The organism is Paraburkholderia sp. 32, assembly GCF_050435345.1.
Classification (GTDB): domain Bacteria; phylum Pseudomonadota; class Gammaproteobacteria; order Burkholderiales; family Burkholderiaceae; genus Paraburkholderia; species Paraburkholderia tuberum.
The window spans coordinates 1,124,724-1,142,791 of sequence record NZ_JBNDKD010000003.1 but is presented as its reverse complement, the minus strand read 5'-3'; the positions used below and the strand labels follow the sequence as shown (position 1 = coordinate 1,142,791).

Below are 18,068 nucleotides of genomic sequence, written 5' to 3'. Positions count from 1 at the left end.
CGGCGGTCCGCCACCTGCGCAGGCACTCAGACGGAGCCGTCCGATGAAGCCGATTCGTTCACTTGCGATGATTGCGCTGTTGCAGGCAGCACTCGCGCATCCGGCTGGTGCCGACGATCTCGCGCGGATCAAGGCATCGGGCGTGTTCCGGATCGGCACCGAAGGTACGTACGCCCCGTTCACCTACCACGACGACGCGGGCAGGCTGACCGGCTTCGACGTCGAGCTTGGGAGCGCGATCGCGCAGCGTCTCGGCGTCAAGCCGCAATTCATCGAAGGCAAATGGGAAGGACTGGTCGCCGGTCTCGACGTCAATCGCTACGACGCGGTGATCAACGAGGTCGCGATCACCGACGAGCGCAAGCTCAAATACGATTACTCGGACCCGTACATCACGTCGCACGCGGTGCTGATCGTCGCATCGGAGAACACGACGATCAAATCTTTCGACGACCTGAAGGGCCGCAAATCGGCCAATACGCTGACCAGCAACGTCGGCAGGATCGCGGCCGCGCACGGCGCGCAGGTGATTCCGGCGCAGGGCTTCGACGAATCGATCGAGCTGCTCGTCGCGGGCCGCGTCGACGCGACCGTCAACGATTCATTGTCGTTTCTCGACTACAGGAAGCGCGAGCCCGAGGCGAGGATCAAGGTCGTCGCGGTCGATACGTCGCCCGATAGCAGCGACAAGTCGGCCGTACTGATCCGCAAGGGCAATCCGAAGCTGCGCCTGGCGATCGACGACGCGCTCGCCGGCATGAGAAAAGACGGTACGTATCAGCGGATTTCGCTGAAGTACTTCGGCCGGGACGTGTTTCATTGACCGTCGGCCGAAACGTTGACGCGGATAAATCCACATTAAAAAAGAAGGGGCGTCGAAACGCCCCTTCTTCGTTGTCGTCAGCCCGTCGAACATGCGGCGTGCCGCACGTTCAACGCGGCAGACGCTGGCCTCACACCGTCGCGTCGCTCAGCGCGGCGTCGAAGAAGCGCTCCTGGGCATCCGTGTTCACGCGTGCATACGCGCGGTTCACGCCGCTGATCACCGCGCGGATCGACGCGGTGATCAGGTTCGCATCGACACCGACGCCGAACGCGCTGCCGGCCACATCGGTGCCGGCCATTTCGGCGATCGCGATCGCGCGCGCATCGGCGCCCTGCGTGAGCGCGCGTTCCTCGTAGTGCTGGATGCGCACGGGCACGTCGAAGGCGTGCATCAGCGCGTCGAGCGGGCCGTTGCCGGCGCCGCCCAGCACGCGCGGCGTGCCGTTGATTTCGACGTTGAGCTTGATGTGCTCGCGGCCGTCATGCTCGGACAGGCTGTGGCTGATATAGCGGACCGGCTCGGCCGTGCGCACGTATTCCTGCTGGAACAGTTCCCAGATCTGCGCGGGCGTGACTTCCTGGCCGCTCTGGTCGGTGAAACGCTGCACGGCCGAGCTGAAATCGACCTGCAGACGGCGCGGCAACACGACGCCGTAGCTCTGCTCGAGCAGGTACGCGATACCGCCCTTGCCCGACTGGCTGTTCACGCGAATCACGGAGTCGTAGGTTCGGCCGAGGTCGCTCGGATCGATCGGCATGTACGGCACTTCCCAGATCGCGTCCGGCTTCTGCGCGGCGAAGCCCTTCTTGATCGCGTCCTGGTGCGAGCCCGAGAACGCGGTGAAGACGAGATCGCCGACATATGGATGACGCGGATGCACCGGCAACTGCGTGCATTCCTCGGCCGTGCGCGCGACTTCGTTGATGTTCGAGAAATCGAGCTCGGGGTCGACGCCCTGCGTGTACAGGTTCAACGCGAGCGTGACGAGGTCGACGTTGCCGGTGCGCTCGCCGTTGCCGAACAGACAACCTTCGACGCGATCCGCGCCCGCCATCACCGCGAGCTCCGCGGCCGCGACGGCCGTGCCGCGGTCGTTATGCGGGTGGACGGAGACGATCAGCGAGTCGCGACGCGCGAGATTGCGGTGCATCCATTCGATCTGGTCGGCGTAGACGTTCGGCGTGGCCATTTCGACGGTGGCCGGCAGATTGACGATCGCCTTGTGCTCGGGCGTCGGTTGCCAGATGTCGAACACCGCGTCGCAGACTTCCTTCGCGAATTCGAGTTCGGTGCCGCTGAACACTTCCGGGCTGTATTGCAGCGTGAAGTGCGTGTCCGGTTGCGCGTCGGCGAGGCGTTTCATCGTGCGCGCGGCCTTCTGCGCGAGTTCGATCACGCCGCTCTTTTCGAGGCCGAACACGATCTTGCGGAATTCCGGCGCGGTCGCGTTGTACAGATGGACGATCGCGCGCGGGGCGCCGCGCAACGATTCGAAAGTACGCTCGATCAGATCGTCGCGCGCCTGCGTGAGCACTTCGATCGTCACGTCGTCGGGAATATGGCCGCCCTCGATCAGCTCGCGCACGAAGTTGAAATCGGTCTGCGACGCCGACGGAAACGCGACTTCGATTTCCTTGAAGCCGATCTGCACCAGCGTCTTGAACATGCGCATCTTGCGCTCGGCGTTCATCGGCTCGAACAGCGCCTGGTTGCCGTCGCGCAGATCGGTGCTCATCCAGATCGGCGCGCGCGTGATGGTGCGCGACGGCCACTGGCGATCCGTCAAATTGATCGGCTTGAACGAACGGTACTTGGTAGCAGGGTTTTTCAACATTTTCATCATCCGGGGGAGAGACCGTGGAATGGGTGTCGACCGGACGACGAAAACGCGATACTGGGCCGCCGGTCGGAAACCGGGGCTGGGTCAGTTACTGGGGATTCAAGCGATGCTTCGGTGTATCAGAGAGAAGCGGACGCGCGCAGCAGCAGACCTAGCCCGGTAGAGCGGGCTAGTAGTAGCGATAGGGTGGTCTGGGCGCGGTACATAGTGCGCAATGGGAACATATTATTGAGAAAGCGTCAAGGGCCGAGGTGGAGTGGGCCGCGGCCTGCTCGGCTGCAGAAGGGGGCGAGCGGCGGCTCGCATGAAAGGTGCCGTGGGACGCTCGCGCGGCACTCGATTCAGGGGTGAGCTCACGAGGCGTCGTCAATTCACAGAGCAGGAGGTGAACATGAAAAGGGTAGCGAAGATATCCGGCCTCGCGAGGATCTGCGCGTGCGCGGCGTTGGCATGTGGGTTCGTCGGGCAGGCCGGCGCGCAGGGGCTCAGCGCGCAGAACGACATGAACGCGCCGCAGAACAGTACAGGTCTGATGCCGCAGGCGGCGCGCGGCAGCGAGTATCCGACGCATGGCAACCAGCAGGCGGGCGAGCTGAATCTGAATCCGACCGATCCGCGTGCGCAACTGGTCAACGGCTTGCCGAACAACGCGAGCGCGGGCGGCTATGGCGCGCCGCTGGCGGGCGTGCGTACTTACGTGCAACCGCCCCAGCCGGCGAATTGAGACTGGCGAAGCAGGATCGGCAGACGAAGACTACGACGCTGAAGGCGGCAAGCCGAAGCCGTTGCGTGCCGCGCAGTCTTCGTCGACGCCCCGCGTTGATCACGCGCGGGACCAAAGTCGCAACGTATCGCTGTTCACCATCACCGATACGCCTATCGTGACGAGGATCAGCGGCAGCAGCGCCGAGCCGTAGCGCCGGATCGGCGCGCCGAGCAACGGGTGGTCGACCAGCCATGCCGCGCCCGCGCACCAGAGCCCGATCATCACGACGAACACGAGCGAAACCAGCGCGTTCTCGGCGGGCGTACGACTCGCGTACAGCGGCACGTAGACGGCGAGGTTGTCCGAGCCGTTGGCGATGGCGACGCTCGCGACGGTCCAGCTCGATGAGCCGCGAACGGATGGCGGGGCGCTTGCGTGGCTGTCCTCGCTATCTTCGCTGGCGTTGCGCCGCGCGTGGCCGGGACCGAAGCGCTGCCAGGCCTTGTGCAGGCCGACGACGATCGGCAGCAAGCCGAGCAGGCCCACATAACCGGCCGGCAGGCGCGTGAGCAAGGACGCGAGCACGAGCGCCGCGGCGACGAGGATCAAAGAGCCCGCGTACTGTCCCGCGACCACGCGGCGCCGCTCCACGCCCGTTTCGGTCAGAAAGCCGAGCAGCACGAACAGGTTGTCGATATTGGTCGCGGCGTAGGCGACGATCGCGAGCAGGACGAGGCTGAGCATGAAGAAGCCGAGATCGTTACCGGGGGTAGAGTCGTTTTGAATTCGCCGCGCAATGTGGGCAACCGGGCTGCCGGCTGCGCCATCGAGGGCGCGACCGGTCAACACAATGCCGATGCGCTGGGTCAAGGTCAAGCGGCAGGCGGCCGCGAAGCCGGGCGACGGGGTCGTAAGCTACAATGACCGAGGCTTGGAACAACGGAACATCGATGAAGATTCGCCTTCTCTCTATCGCCTGTGTCGCGAGCGCCGTGGCGCTGCTGGCGGCCTGCACGATCGGTACCCGCAACTCGGGCGCATGCGAACAATTGATGCGCAGCAAGCTGGCCGAGGCGCCGTCGGGGATGTCGTCGGATACGCTGCGGGTCACGCATCGCGGGGCCGCGATTCGCGGCTCGCGCGTCGTGGTGGAGGGGACGATCGAGCATCGGGTAAGCGCGTCCGAGGCGGCGGTCTCCGCGCCGCTCGCGGCATCGGCATCGCAAGCGGCGATGGACGTCAACGAGGCCGCGAAGCAGGCCGAGCCGAAGAGGGTCAGCACGCCGGCCGCCGCCGAGTGCACGTTCCACGGCGAAGAGCTGGACGTATTCCGCTGGCTCGCGCCGGCAAAGCTGGCCGCGCCGGCTGCGCAACCCGCCAGCGCGGCGGGCTGAGTTCCCGTCCGCGTCTCGCGCCATCGCTGCGCATCCAACCCAATCAACCTCAGAACGCGTAATACGGCCCCTGGCCGGCCGACGTATTGCGCGCCGCAATCGCCGTGTAAATGCGTTTGCCGTAAAAGAACGGCAAGCCCCAGCCGAAGCCCTGACTCGAATTGCCGGCGAGATTGTCGAACGCGTTGTTCGACGATGAGAACAGCGTGCTCGAATTGGCTATGTCGAATGACACCGTGCTCGACACGCCATCGATGCCGGTGATCGACGCGCTCGCCGACTGCGTCGAAGTCGGGCAGTACCACAAGCCGCACAACGGGAACTGCGTCGAGTGGAAGAACAGGCCGTTCGAGCCGCTGTCGAGATAGCTCACCGCATAGGTCTGACCGCCCGAGTTCGTCGTCACGTAGCCGGTCGCGGCGTTCGCCTTCAGGACGTTCGGGCTCGTCAGCGTGTTGTTCGTCTGGGTGCCGATGCCGAAGATCAACGAGCCCGACACGCTGGCCGCGCCCGCATCGGCGACGGCCGGCAGCTCGATCACGACGCCGTTGTTGTCGAGCGGGAAGCTGCTGACCGGGTTGGTCACCTGCTGTGCGAGCGGCTGCGCGGTTGCGGTGCAGCCGCTCGTCGTGCAGCTGTAGTACCAGCGCGGCAATGTGGAGTTCGAGCAGCCGTTGCCGCAGTCGACCGGGAACAGGCCCACGCCGAGGATCCCGTTCGAGTGCAGGCTCGACACCGTCAGCAGCGACGCGCCGGAGTTCGCGCAGTCGGTGGGTGCGGCGGGCAGCGCACTGTCGGCGATTACCTGGATCGGAATCGATGACGCCTGTTGGCCAGCCATGCGTACGTCCGCGTTGCGGATCGAGCCCCACGCATAACCGCTGCCGAACACCGCGCATTCGGCGCTCACGCCGCCGCCCGCGGCGATGGTCGGCAGCGACAGGGTCGTCGGCAGCGCCGATGCGAGGATGCGCAGGCCGTTCGAGCCGGTGTCGACCTGGATGTCGTCGATCGTCGCGCAGTTGCTGGTGCCGGCCTGGCAGACGGTGACGCTCGTCGTCAGCATGTTGCGCGTACTGCCGGGCGATACGCCGACCGTGACCAGTTGGACGTTGGGCGTGGTCGATTGCGGCACGTTCGCGCTCTGCGTCGTGTTCGACGCGCTCGTGGAACTGGTCGACGAGCTCGGCGCGGTCGCGGACGGCGTCGAGCCCGAGCCGGACGAGCTGGACGAGGAACTGCCGCCTCCGCCGCCGCAGCCGACGAGGGCCGCGCAGACGATCAGAAGCAGGGCATGGAAACGCAAGGCGGATTTCATGGCGTGGCGATCCGTCGGGTGGAACTCAGGCGTGAAGGGGGCGCGAGCGACGCGTGCGGGGCGCACGCGTTACTGGATGTCGTCGGAGGTGACGCCGGCGGGCAAAGCCGCCGGCAGCCACGCGCGGCCGACGTAGCCGCGCATCGGTCCGCCGGACTCGACGATCACGTCGGCGCGCGTGACTCGCGACGAATGCAGATTGCCGCTGCCGGCCGCCGCCGCGGCGCCTGTCTTGTAAGAGTCGCCGTATTTGCCGAGTAGCGCGTGCAGATCCGGCATCGTCGGGCCTTGCCACGCGTAGGCGACGATCAGGCCGGTGCTGGTCGCGTATTCGTTGATGGTCGTATTGCCAGCGTCGGTCCACGTGCGCTCGCGCAGTGCGCCATTGAGCAGCGTGCGCGGCGCGCTCGCGCCCGACACCGCCTGGCTCGGCATCGTGCCGCCCAATTCGGCATGCGCGCCGAAGCTCGCGCAGCACGCGACGAGGGCGATCGCCGAGGCGATCGCGGATGGATTGAGACAGGACTGGGACATGAGGCCTTCCTCGTTTGGCGCCGGATTTTTTATTGAGATAACTCGATTAATCTGGCGCTGGTTTTTTTCTGGTCTTTGCACATCGCGGCGGACAGGACCGCGCGCCATGTTTAAAAACAAGCCGCATGCAGACCGGAAGCCCTTATTCGGCGGGCCTCCGGCAAAGACTTGGGAATAGTCCCAAGGTCAACTCGAAAGTGTTATTTAGTGTTAAATTTACCTCATAAGAAGGCAAATAGCATGATGGGCGCGGACTTTTTCCCCGTGGTCGCTTCGTAGCCGTGGCATGCGGCGATTCGCGGGCAAACCCCAGTTTTTGCACAGGCCTTGCCGGGACCGGTAAAATGTTGGGTTGATCCACGGAAACTTGCCGTGGCGTAGCGGAAGGATTCCCCGAACATGACTGATTTTCGTCTCACCAAGCGGTTTGCAGTAATGCTCATGGCAGGCGGGCTGGTCGCCGGCTGCGGCACCTCGTCGCCGACCAAAATCGACTATAGGAGCGACTCCCGTTCGAAGCAGGTATCGCTTGCCGTACCGCCGAACATGATCGACGAGACGGCCGATCAGCGTTCGCTGCCGCCGCAGGGCGGCGAAACCTCGCTGTCCACGCTGAAACAGGTGCAGGCACAGGCGCCGGCCGGCGACGCGGTCGCGGTCGTGCCGCCCGTCCAGGGCATCCACATCCAGCGCGACGGCACCGAGAGCTGGCTCGTGATCGACAACAAAACGCCCGATCAGGCCTGGCCGCAAATCCGCCGCTTCTGGCAGGAGCAGGGCTTCCTGCTCGTCGTCGACCAGCGCGACAAGGGCGTGATGGAAACCGACTGGAACGAAACCCACGCGCAGATCAACGACGGCTTTATCCGCAACACGCTGTCGAAGGCGATGGGCAACAGCTACGTGAGTTCGGAGCGCAACAAGTTCCGCACGCGTCTCGAAGCGGCGCCGAACGGCGGCACCTATGTGTTCGTCAGCCAGAAAGGCATGCGTGAGGCGATCACCGGTACGAACAACGAGTCGACCCAGTGGCAACCCAAGCCGAACGACCCGGCGCTCGAGCAGGAATACCTGAAGCGCCTGATGGTCTCGCTCGCGCGGGCCGATTCGGGTAGCAACGCGGGTGGCACACAGAACGCCGAGCTGTCGCCCGCGGGCACGCAGATCGCGCCGAACGCGGCGACGGCGGGTGCGAAGTCGGCGACGGCCGCCGTTGTCGCGCAGAACGTCGCGCTCGCGGCGCAACCGCCTATGCCGGACGCGGATTCGGCCAACAACACGTCGGCGCAGCTCTCATCGACCGAACTCACGCTCGGCGAGCCGTATGACCGCGCGTGGCTGCGCGTGGGCCTCGCACTCGATCGCAGCAATTTCACGGTCGACGATCGCGACATGAGCCGCGGCCTCTATTTCGTGCGCTACGTCGATCCGAAGGATATGTCGTCGGCCGAGCAGGGCTTCTGGAGCCAGGTCTTCCACGGCAAGAAGGAGAAGGTCGCCAGGCAGTATCGCGTGAACGTGCGCGCCGTGACGCCGAATCAGACCCGCGTGGCCGTGGTCGACGACAAGGGTCAGCTCGACGAAAGCTCACAGGCCAAGCAGATCATGAGCCTGATGGCCGACCAGCTGCACTGATACGAGAGCCTCGCGGCCGACGCCGCCGGTACGACGAAACCGCCCGGAGAAATCCGGGCGGTTTTTTTTGACTATGCATTTGACGCGCGAACGGCGCGCGCGTGAGCCGATGTAACGTGACCGGATCGGCAAGCCGCGACCCGGCGCGGTTGCCGATTGACTCCGTGCGCTCAGGTATCCGCGCGCCGCGTCCCCATCCACGGCAAGCGCTTGACTACGCCGGTCCCCAACGCGGTGCCGACCAGAATCACCGCGCACCCTTCGAGCATGCCGGGTGACACCGTCTCGCCGAGAAACAACGCGCCCCACAGAATGCCGAAGATCGGAATCACGAAGGTCACGGTGATCGCGCGCGTCGGCCCGGCGACCGCGATCAGATGGAAGAACAGCATGTACGCGATGCCGGTACAGGCGACGCCGAGCGCGATCACCGCGCCCCACGCGCGCAGCGAGATCGGCGCGGCGGGCCAGTAGATGACCGCGAGCGGCAGCAGCACGATCGTCGCGCCGATCATCGTGCCGGTCGCGACGGTCAGCGCGTCGACGCCAGTCAGATGACGCTTCGTGTAGTTGGCGGCAATGCCGTAGAGCAGCGTAGCGCCGAGCGCGGCGCCGGCCGCAAGCGCGACGCTCAGCGGCGAGGCGGCCGAGCCGGCCGGCGCTGCGATCTGATCCCACACGAGCATCAGCACGCCGAGAAAGCCGACCACGAGACCGAGCGTGCGCAGTGCGCTGAGCCGGTCGCGCAGCCACAGGAAGCCGACCAGCGCGCCCCACAGCGGCGCGCACGCATTGATCACCGACGTGACGCCCGCCGACAGTGTCAGCTCGGCATACGCGAACAGGCAGAACGGTGCCGCCGAATTGACGATACCGACCACGAGCAGCGGCACTGCGTGCGTGCGCAACACGGTGGCGGACTGTTGCAGCGGCCGTCGCGCGATCAGCACGATCGCGAGAAAGAGCGCGCCGATGCCGACGCGCAGCGCCATCAGCGGCGCGACGCCGAAGTCGGTCACGCCGACGCGGATGAACAGGAACGATGCGCCCCATAGGGCAGCGAGGATCAGCAGTTGCAGCAGGTTTCTGGTTTTCATTGGAATGGCGCCGCGCGCAGTTGAGTCGGGACGCCAGCTCATCGTAACAGTGCGATCGCGCGAATCGTTTCAGTACAGGATGAAACGGCAAGATCCGGGAGACAGCCGCGTCCGATGAGGTCGATGGTAAGCGCTGCGAGGGCGCGCGCCAAACGAGCAATTCTCGCCGATATGTGAGAAAAATTGCGATCAGGCGGAACGGCAGTGGGATGGGATCGGAAACGGCGCCCGCGATGCGCGGGCGGCCGTCCGAAAGATGTCAATTGCATTGCGCCGTTACTGGCGCGACCTCAATGCGGAATCATCCATTGCAGGACGTTCTGCTGCGCCCAGACGAGCACGCCAAGCAGCACCGTCAGCAGAATCGAATGTTTGAAGGTCTTGGCGAACACGACGCCTTCCTTGCCCTTCAATTCGGTGGTCGCGACGCCGGTCGCGATGTTCTGCGGCGAGATCATCTTGCCCATCACGCCGCCCGACGAGTTGGTCGCCGCCATCAGCACCGGATTCAGATTGAGCTGGTTGGCCGCGACCACCTGCAGATTGCCGAACAGCGCATTGCCCGACGTATCGCTGCCCGACAGGAACACCGCCACCCAGCCGAGGAACGCCGACACGAGCGGAAACAGCGGCCCGACCGACGCAACGCCGAGACCGAGCGTGTAGGTGAGTCCCGAGTAGTTCATCAGGTAAGCGAGGCCGACGATCGTTGCCACGGTCAGGATCGCGATGCGCGTTTGCACCCACGTATCGGAGATCGCCTTGCCGAACTCGGCGGGCGAGAGCCGTACGACGAACGCCGTGATGAGCGCGGCGACGAGGATCGCGGTACCGGTCGCGAGCGGCTGGAAGTCCCAGACCGCGCCGTACGGCGTGTTGTAGAGCGTGATGAACACGGCCTTGTCGAGACCGGGCCACGACAACTTGATGTCGCCGATCGTGAAGATCCTCGCGATCGTCCAGATGATCACGACGACCGACACGATGATCCACGGATACCAGCCCTGTACGCCGCCGATCTTGCCGCGCACCTCGCTGATGCGATCGACGTTGATCGCGAATTTCGGATCGACGGCGGGTTTCCAGACGCGCAGGAACGCAACGGTGAGGATCAGCGAAACCAGCGACGACAGCACGTCGGTCAGGCTGTAGTTGATGAAGTTCGAGACGACGAACTGGGTCAGCGCGAAGCTCAGGCCCGAGACCAGCAGCACCGGCCAGATCCGCAGCATGTTGCGAAAGCCCGCGTACACGGCGATCACATAGAAGGGCAGCAGGACCGCGAAGAAAGGCAATTGCCGCCCGACCATCTTGCCGAGCACATCGGACGGCAGATGCGTGACCGCGCCGAGCACCGTGATCGGCACGCCGAGCGCGCCGAACGCGACCGGCGCGGTGTTGAAGATCAGCGTGAAGGTCAGCGCTTCGAGCGTCGGAAAGCCGAGCATGATCAGCAGCGAGCTCGTGATCGCGACCGGCGTGCCGAAACCCGAAATGCCCTCGAGCAGCGCGCCGAACGAAAAGCCGACCACGACGAGCACGATGCGCCGGTCGTTCGGCAGGTTGTCGATCATCCACAGGCGAAAGGCCTCGAAGCGTCCCGAGCGCTGCGCGATGTTGTACAGCAGGATCGCGGTGAACACGATCCACATCACTGGCCAGATCGCGAACACGACGCCAGCCGCGACCGAGTTGAACGCGAGCCCGAGCGGAAACTGCCAGACGAAAATCGCCACGATCAAACCGATGATCAGTCCCGCGAGCGACGCTTGCCACGCGGGCCTGCGCGCCCAGCCGAGCAGCGCGAGCACGGCGATGATCGGCAGCGCGGCGACGATGAACGACGGAAAAAGCGAATTGCCAACCGGAGTGAGTAGTTGATGAAACATCACGTCTCCTTCGTTGTTGTGTAATTCGACGCGGGGGATTGCGCATGACGGCGCGTCGCTCTGACACGGCGGACGCTCGCAAGTGGCCTCGACAAAGCGGCGTCGCCCGATTTAAGCGGGTGCTGCATGAAACCTTCCAAGGATAGAGCGCCTTACCGGCGCGTCAAGCCGGGAAAGTACGGGCGGGGTATGCGCGGTGGAGGGCGATACGCGCGGAAAAACGACTCATGAAGAAGCGCGCGCGCCGGCAGTTGAAGTGCCGGCGCGTGCACGCTGCGCGACGAAAGAGGACAGGTCAATGCGAGTGGCCGCCCCCATGGCCACCCCAATGGCCGCCCCAATAACCGCCAATGCCGATCGCAATCGACGGTCCGTAGTAGGCGGGGTAGCCGTAATAAGCGGGATAAGGCGGCGGCGGATAGTAGGCGGGATAAACCGGCGGCGCCGCGTACACAGGCGCGGGGACCGCATAACCGGGCTGCATGTCTTGCGGTGCGACCTGCATTTGCGCCTGGGCTTGAGGCGGCTGCTGTTGATCGGTCGCCGGCGCGGTTTGGTCGGCTGTGGTCGCGGGCGCGGTCGAATAGTACGACGGATAATAGCCGGCGGGATAGTAGCCGGCGGGGTAATAGCAGCCTGCCAAAAAGAGACTCGAGGCGAGCACGCAAATCGCGGTGGCGGGCCACGCGAACCTCGCGGAAAAACTGGACGAATCGCGTGGCGTCGAGAGGCGCACCACGCAAAGATGGGTGACGACGCGGGACTTCATGGCGCGCTCCTCGATGAACCGATGCCGCCTTGCGCGACGTCGTTATGAGGAGCTTACGCTCTTGCCGCGGCAGCGCTGTGGCAAAACCGCAACCGCATATTTCAGCCTATTTCCACGCGCGTTGTCGGGACGAGGGCGCACCGCATCCGGCGCCCTCGGCAGTCCGGATCGTGGTCCGAAAAAATCGTTTGCTGTCCTGTATGAATCGTTGGACGCGTCATCGGACGCAACGCTCACTTGCCGCTCACTTGCCGACCTGGTTACCGATGACGCCGCCTACCGCCGCGCCGCCCAACGTCGACAAGCCGCTGCCGCCGATTGCCGCGCCAGCGGCGCCGCCGACACCCGCGCCGATCGCGGTATCGCGTGTGCGTGGGGACATGTCGCCGCATGCCGCGAGACCCGCGACAAGTGAAAGGGCGGCTGCGACCGTACCAAGACGAGTACCGAGATGACGGATCGATTTCATGATGCTGACTCCGCTCGTTGTTGGAAACAGATGTTTCCTTCTCTCAGCACGCAACGTGCCTGCTCGATGCGGTGGAAAAGAAAAGCCCGCCATGCCGGCGGGCTTCGATACTGCAGTGCTGGTTAGCGCGAATCGCGCAACCCGCTTATTGCCGCTGATAAATCTCCGCGCCTTGCTTCATGAACTCGATCGACTTTACTTCCATGCCTTTCTTCAGCGCTTCGTCGTCGGTGACGCCTTGTTGCGCGGCGAACTCGCGTACGTCCTGGGTGATCTTCATCGAGCAGAAGTGCGGGCCGCACATCGAGCAGAAATGCGCGACCTTGGCCGAATCCTTCGGCAGCGTTTCGTCGTGGAATTCGCGCGCCTTGTCCGGGTCGAGACCGAGATTGAACTGGTCTTCCCAGCGGAATTCGAAGCGCGCCTTCGACAGCGCGTTGTCGCGCACCTGCGCACCCGGATGACCCTTCGCGAGATCGGCGGCATGCGCGGCGAGCTTGTACGTGATGATGCCGGTCTTCACGTCGTCCTTGTTCGGCAGACCGAGGTGTTCCTTCGGCGTCACGTAGCACAGCATCGCGGTGCCGAACCAGCCGATCATCGCGGCGCCAATGCCCGACGTGATGTGGTCGTAGCCTGGCGCGATGTCGGTGGTCAGCGGCCCGAGCGTGTAGAACGGCGCCTCGTCGCACCAGTCGAGCTGCAGGTCCATGTTTTCCTTGATCAGCTGCATCGGCACATGGCCCGGACCTTCGATCATCACCTGCACGTCGTGCTTCCACGCGATCTGCGTGAGTTCGCCGAGCGTCTTCAGCTCGCCCAGTTGCGCTTCGTCGTTCGCGTCGTAGATCGAGCCGGGACGCAGGCCGTCGCCGAGCGAGAAGGCCACGTCGTAGGCCTTCATGATTTCGCAGATCTCTTCGAAATGCTCGTACAGGAAGCTTTCCTTGTGATGCGCGAGACACCACTTCGCCATGATCGAGCCGCCGCGCGACACGATGCCGGTCATCCGGTTCGCCGTGAGCGGCACATATTGCAGACGCACGCCCGCGTGGATCGTGAAGTAGTCGACGCCTTGCTCGGCCTGCTCGATCAGCGTGTCGCGGAAGATTTCCCAGGTGAGGTCTTCAGCCTTGCCGTTGACCTTTTCTAGCGCCTGATAGATCGGCACCGTGCCGATCGGCACCGGGCTGTTGCGGATGATCCATTCGCGCGTTTCATGAATGTGCTTGCCGGTCGACAGATCCATCACCGTGTCGCCGCCCCAGCGGATCGCCCACGTCATCTTGTCGACTTCCTCGCCGATCGACGATGTCACCGCCGAGTTGCCGATGTTCGCATTGACCTTCACGAGGAAGTTGCGGCCGATGATCATCGGCTCGCTTTCCGGGTGATTGATGTTGTTCGGGATGATCGCGCGGCCGCGCGCGATTTCCTCGCGCACGAATTCCGCGGTGATTTCGGTGAGGCCGTTCGGACCGAACGCGCTCGCGCCGAATGCCTGGCCGGGGTGCTGACGGCCCATCATCGCGGCGAGCTTCGCGCCGTTCGGGCCGCTCGTCTTCAGGGTCTCGAGGTACTCGGCACGGCGCTGGTTTTCGCGAATCGCGATGTATTCCATTTCCGGCGTGATGATGCCTTGCTTCGCGTAGTGCATCTGCGTCACGTTCCTGCCGGCGATCGCGCGGCGCGGCGTGCGATGCAGTCCCGGAAAACGCAGCTGCGCGGTGGCCGGATCGGCGGCGCGCTCGCGGCTGAAGCTGCTCGACAGACCGGTCAGCGGCTCGGTGTCGCCGCGCTCCTCGATCCACGCCTCGCGCAGCGCGGGCAGACCCGCGCGGATGTCGATCTCCGCGTCCGGGTCGGAGTAGGGGCCCGACGTGTCGTACACGTAGATCGGCGGATTCTTTTCGCCGCCGAAGCTGTCGGGCGTGTCGGCCTGCGAGATTTCGCGCATCGGCACGCGGATGTCCGGGCTCGAGCCGGTCACGTAGACCTTGCGCGAATTCGGCAACGGCGCGACGGCGGCCTCGTCCACATGGGCTTCGGCGGAAATAAACTTCGGATTGGCGTTCATGTAAGTCTCCGTACAAAGTGGGGCGGCTAAGCAGGAGACCGAGATGGAAGTAGTCGGAAATCGCGGAGAGGTGAGGCCCTTGAGGCTGGAGCGAAATCCGTACGCTTCCCTGCGCTGGCATTATCCAGATCAGGTTCAAAGGGTATTTCTCACCCACGCAACACGGACCTCCAGCTCCGCGCTACGCAGGACCCCCGCGTTAGCAGCGCACACGATACACCGCCCGCCCGCGGTTTGGCAACCTGTCTGAATGACTCAAAAAAACTGGTCCGGATGAAACCAGACATCTCCTATGCTTGATTCGAGACCGCATCAGACAAGGCAACTTACAGCGAGGGAACGGCCGCCTTACAGTGAAAAATCGTCGGCGGCTTCAGGCTGATACAGGATTTTGTCGAGCTTGAGCACTTTCTGATCGCCGCTGGGTGGCGTGAAGCGGACGCTCTCGCCGCGGCGCGCGCCGAGCAGCGCGAGGCCAGCCGGCGAGAACACATTCAGGCGCCCTTGCGCGAAATCGGCGTTGGGCGGATAGACGACGGTCCACGTCATCTGTTCGCCGCTCGCTGCGTCGATCAGCGTCGCTTGCGAGTTCATCGTGACGACGTCGGCGGGGATGTCGTGCGAGTCGACGATCACCGCGCGTTCGAGCACATCGTCGAGCATGTGCTGCAACTTGGCGTCGGTGGCCGCGTATTTCTCGAGGCGGCTCACGTCGAGTTCGGTCAGGTAGCAGGTTTTGATCTTCTTCATCATCAGGACTCCGGATAAGGCGGTCATGGATGGCCGCGTGCAACGACCCATGGGGTGGTCGGCGGATGAGTGGACGAATGGGAGAGCCCGGTGCCCGGCGACGCGGCCCTGGGTATTGGCGGGCTGCGTCAGCGAGGGCGCCGGGCGGCGTGAAGCGGGACCGTTCGGGACGTCTCGCCGGGGCCGTGCGACGCGACGTCCGCGCGCGCGCACTCGCCTGCGCGGCATGGGCGCAAGCGGGCGAGAGCACGGAAAGTCGGACGACGCAGAGAAGTCACGGGCAAAACGACCAGGTGTTGGGGAAAAGCGATCGAGAGGTGCCGGGCGACAAAGCGTGAGGCCGCGCGGCAGCAGCGAGACGAAAGTTCGATGTTAGCACGCTGTCTCACGCAGCTCCGTTTGCGACGTCGCGCCCGTCGATTGACCGTTTTTGTGCGGTGCGAGAAGAAAGCGGGGTGGTCCGCATTGCGTTCAAGCCAGTCTGAGGATTGCCGTTAAACAAAGTGCAGCGAAGGCCGCACTCCAGCAAAGCGATTCGCGGGATGGCGCGTGAATGGCGCGAGGCGACTCGCGCCGATTGACAAAGAGGTGCACATGAAAGCGGAAAGCAGGCGGTGGCGAACGTTCGGTCGCACAGTCGCGGTGGTGGCATTGCTCGCCGCGCCGCTGGCGGCGCCGGCGGCATCGACGGTGACGGGCGGCGTGATCCGGTTCGTGGGGATGATCGTTGCACCGCCGATGCAGATCAGCGTGGATACGGCGCCCCCTGGCGTCGCCGTCGGTAGCGCGAGCGTGGCGGGTCAGCGCTTCTCGCGCACGGTGACGTTCAGCGCGCCGCCGGGCGTCGTCAGCGGGGCCGATGTCGCGCTCGAAGTGAACGGCGGCACGCAGTCGCGCGATCTGGTGGCGGCGCGTTTCGTCGATGGCACCGGGCGCGTCGCGACGGCCCGCGACGGCCACTACGCGGTCGATCGCGCGGGCGGCGTGCTGTCGCTGAACGCGAAGCGCACCGATACGGACACGCGCGTGACGGTGGTGGTCAGTTACGACTGAGTCGCGGGCGAGCTTTGGCTGGCTCATCCCGCGCCGGAAAAAAATTAAAAGAGGCTTGTCATAACCGGCCGCGCGGCTCGACAAACGTGCAGATTACAATCGGAGCACGTCATGTCGACCGCGCACAATCGCTCGATACTTCAGCGCTTTACGACTTTTTCGACGCCCGCCGTCGGCCTCGCGCTTTTTCTGCTGAGCGGTTCTGGCATCAGTGCGGCCGACGCGGCCGGGCCCCTATGCGCCACGCACAGCCCCGCGCATCGCGTCGCGCTCGTCGAGCTGTACAGCAGCGAGGGCTGCGATAGCTGCCCGCCCGCCGACCGCTGGCTCAGTCAATGGAAAAGCGACGGCGCCGCGCACGGCATCGTGCCGCTCGCGCTGCACGTCGACTACTGGAACAGCCTCGGCTGGACCGACCGCTTTTCCCAGCATCGCTTCACGGAACGTCAGCAAACGCTGACGCGTCTCGCGGGCGCGCACACGGTCTATACGCCGGAAGTGTTCGTTGCGGGCCGCGAGTTGCGCGACTGGTCGCAACGCGGCAGTTTCGAGCGCCGCATCGACGAGCTCGTCGCCGAACCCGCCCAGGCGAGCGTCGCACTTGCGCTGAGCCCGCGTGCGCCCGGCGCGTTCGATGTCGATGCGCAGTTCAGCACGACGGCAGCCGCCGCCACGGGTGCGTTGAGCGCCTATCTCGCGATCTACGAGAACGCGCTGACGACGCAGGTCGGCGCGGGCGAAAACCGCGGCGCGACGCTGCATCACGAGCGCGTCGTGCGCGCCTGGTTCGGGCCCGTGCCGCTCGTCTCCGGTCACACGCGGATTCATCAGGACATCGATGTACACGCTGCGAGCGTCGATGCGCAAGCCGATCCGAGCGCCAACGCCGCGGACCGCTTCGGCGTGGTCGCGTTCGTCGAAAGCGACGCGAGCGGCGACGTGCTGCAAGCGACCGACCTTCCCGCGTGCCGTTGATCGACCTCGCGCGCGCCGCATTCACTACCGCTGCTCGAGGAGAGCCCCATGTCCACACCCCACGCCTTGCGCCCCAGCGCACCCGCCGCGCCCGCCGCGCCGAAGCGCGGCGCCATTCATCCGCTGTGGCTGCGCATCACGCATTGGCTGAACGCGCTCGCCGCGATCGTGATGATGCTGTCGGGCTGGCGCATCTACGACGCGTCGCCGATCTTCCCGGCGTTCAGCTTCCCGACCGCGATCACGCTGGGCGGCTGGCTCGGCGGCGCGCTGCAATGGCACTTCGCGGCGATGTGGCTGCTGGTGTTCAACGGTCTCATGTATATCGCGCTGAATCTCGCGAGCGGGCGCTTCGTGCGCAAGTTCCTGCCGCTGACGCCGCGCGCGGTACTGCGCGATTTCGTCGCCGCGTTGCGCGGGAAGCTGTCGCATGGCGATCTGCGCGTCTACAACGCGGTGCAGAAATTCGCCTACCTGTTCGCGATCGCCGATCTGATCGTGCTCGTGCTATCGGGGCTCGCGATCTGGAAGTCGGTGCAGTTTCCGCTGCTGCGCGAACTGATGGGCGGCTATGACAACGCGCGCATCGTGCACTTCAGCGCGATGTCGCTGCTGGCCGCGTTTCTCGCCGTGCATCTGGCGATGGTCGCGCTCGTGCCGCGCTCGTTGCTCGCGATGTTGCGCGGACGTTGAGCCCGCGGCTACCCATGCGCATGCTCACGCTCATGAAATCGCA

17 protein-coding genes and 1 riboswitch are annotated in these 18,068 nt (G+C 64.8%); of the genes, 7 read left to right on the top strand and 10 right to left on the bottom strand.

The annotated features are described in order from the left end of the window. The first annotated feature begins 43 nt into the window (after positions 1 to 43). Complete coding sequence (locus OKW26_RS27875; RefSeq protein ID WP_429355825.1) at positions 44 to 823, top strand: amino acid ABC transporter substrate-binding protein; 780 nt, start codon at positions 44 to 46, stop codon at positions 821 to 823. A 130-nt stretch (positions 824 to 953) separates the two neighbouring features. Here the strand turns inward: OKW26_RS27875 and leuA are convergent, their stop codons facing one another. Continuing rightward, entirely contained in the window at positions 954 to 2,660 is a 1,707-nt protein-coding gene (gene leuA / locus OKW26_RS27870) for a 2-isopropylmalate synthase (protein ID WP_429355824.1), read from the bottom strand. A gap of 397 nt (positions 2,661 to 3,057) precedes the next feature. On the opposite strand from leuA, the gene OKW26_RS27865 reads away from it, so the two are divergent. After that, the gene (locus OKW26_RS27865; RefSeq protein ID WP_090800949.1) at positions 3,058 to 3,390 is read left to right on the top strand and encodes a hypothetical protein; all 333 of its coding nucleotides are present in this window, start codon (positions 3,058 to 3,060) and stop codon (positions 3,388 to 3,390) included. 99 nt (positions 3,391 to 3,489) lie between these two features. On the opposite strand, the gene OKW26_RS27860 is transcribed toward OKW26_RS27865, so the two are convergent. Further along, entirely contained in the window at positions 3,490 to 4,116 is a 627-nt protein-coding gene (locus tag OKW26_RS27860; RefSeq protein WP_429355823.1) for a cadmium resistance transporter, read from the bottom strand. 206 nt (positions 4,117 to 4,322) lie between these two features. Between OKW26_RS27860 and OKW26_RS27855 the strand changes: the two genes are divergently transcribed. Next, entirely contained in the window at positions 4,323 to 4,766 is a 444-nt protein-coding gene (locus OKW26_RS27855; protein ID WP_429355822.1) for a hypothetical protein, read from the top strand. 49 nt (positions 4,767 to 4,815) lie between these two features. Here OKW26_RS27855 and OKW26_RS27850 read toward each other — a convergent pair whose 3' ends face one another. Together OKW26_RS27850 and OKW26_RS27845 are read right to left on the bottom strand one after the other, a co-directional pair. Beyond that, entirely contained in the window at positions 4,816 to 6,084 is a 1,269-nt protein-coding gene (locus OKW26_RS27850) for a DUF3443 domain-containing protein (protein WP_429355821.1), read from the bottom strand. A gap of 69 nt (positions 6,085 to 6,153) precedes the next feature. Next, positions 6,154 to 6,618: a DUF2844 domain-containing protein gene (locus OKW26_RS27845; protein ID WP_429355820.1), complete on the bottom strand. Its 465-nt coding sequence runs from the start codon at positions 6,616 to 6,618 to the stop codon at positions 6,154 to 6,156. 399 nt (positions 6,619 to 7,017) lie between these two features. On the opposite strand from OKW26_RS27845, the gene bamC reads away from it, so the two are divergent. Continuing rightward, the gene (bamC, locus tag OKW26_RS27840; RefSeq protein WP_429355819.1) at positions 7,018 to 8,253 is read left to right on the top strand and encodes an outer membrane protein assembly factor BamC; all 1,236 of its coding nucleotides are present in this window, start codon (positions 7,018 to 7,020) and stop codon (positions 8,251 to 8,253) included. Positions 8,254 to 8,423: 170 nt separating this feature from the next. On the opposite strand, the gene OKW26_RS27835 is transcribed toward bamC, so the two are convergent. The 6 genes from OKW26_RS27835 to OKW26_RS27810 form a co-directional block, all read right to left on the bottom strand. Further along, positions 8,424 to 9,350, bottom strand: a complete 927-nt coding sequence (locus tag OKW26_RS27835; protein ID WP_429355818.1) for a DMT family transporter — start codon at positions 9,348 to 9,350, stop codon at positions 8,424 to 8,426. Between the two features lie 290 nt (positions 9,351 to 9,640). Then, positions 9,641 to 11,239: an L-lactate permease gene (locus tag OKW26_RS27830; protein ID WP_429355817.1), complete on the bottom strand. Its 1,599-nt coding sequence runs from the start codon at positions 11,237 to 11,239 to the stop codon at positions 9,641 to 9,643. 295 nt (positions 11,240 to 11,534) lie between these two features. Beyond that, entirely contained in the window at positions 11,535 to 12,008 is a 474-nt protein-coding gene (locus tag OKW26_RS27825) for a hypothetical protein (protein ID WP_429355816.1), read from the bottom strand. A 244-nt stretch (positions 12,009 to 12,252) separates the two neighbouring features. Continuing rightward, positions 12,253 to 12,477, bottom strand: coding sequence for a glycine zipper 2TM domain-containing protein (locus OKW26_RS27820; protein ID WP_184047976.1), 225 nt, complete (start codon positions 12,475 to 12,477; stop codon positions 12,253 to 12,255). A 145-nt stretch (positions 12,478 to 12,622) separates the two neighbouring features. After that, positions 12,623 to 14,554 carry a phosphomethylpyrimidine synthase ThiC gene (gene thiC / locus OKW26_RS27815; RefSeq protein WP_429355815.1) on the bottom strand — a complete coding sequence of 644 codons (1,932 nt, stop codon included), beginning with the start codon at positions 14,552 to 14,554 and terminating at the stop codon, positions 12,623 to 12,625. An 88-nt stretch (positions 14,555 to 14,642) separates the two neighbouring features. Beyond that, positions 14,643 to 14,760, bottom strand: a riboswitch (TPP riboswitch). Between the two features lie 142 nt (positions 14,761 to 14,902). After that, positions 14,903 to 15,307, bottom strand: a complete 405-nt coding sequence (locus tag OKW26_RS27810) for a GreA/GreB family elongation factor (protein WP_429355814.1) — start codon at positions 15,305 to 15,307, stop codon at positions 14,903 to 14,905. Between the two features lie 591 nt (positions 15,308 to 15,898). On the opposite strand from OKW26_RS27810, the gene OKW26_RS27805 reads away from it, so the two are divergent. From OKW26_RS27805 to OKW26_RS27795, 3 genes are all read left to right on the top strand, one after another. After that, a complete protein-coding gene (locus tag OKW26_RS27805) occupies positions 15,899 to 16,357 on the top strand; it encodes a hypothetical protein (protein ID WP_187626591.1) in 459 nt (152 codons plus the stop codon). A 111-nt stretch (positions 16,358 to 16,468) separates the two neighbouring features. Then, complete coding sequence (locus OKW26_RS27800) at positions 16,469 to 17,332, top strand: DUF1223 domain-containing protein (protein ID WP_429355813.1); 864 nt, start codon at positions 16,469 to 16,471, stop codon at positions 17,330 to 17,332. A gap of 48 nt (positions 17,333 to 17,380) precedes the next feature. Further along, on the top strand, positions 17,381 to 18,025 hold the full coding sequence (locus OKW26_RS27795) for a cytochrome b/b6 domain-containing protein (RefSeq protein ID WP_429355812.1): 645 nt from the start codon (positions 17,381 to 17,383) through the stop codon (positions 18,023 to 18,025). The last annotated feature ends 43 nt before the right edge of the window (positions 18,026 to 18,068 follow it).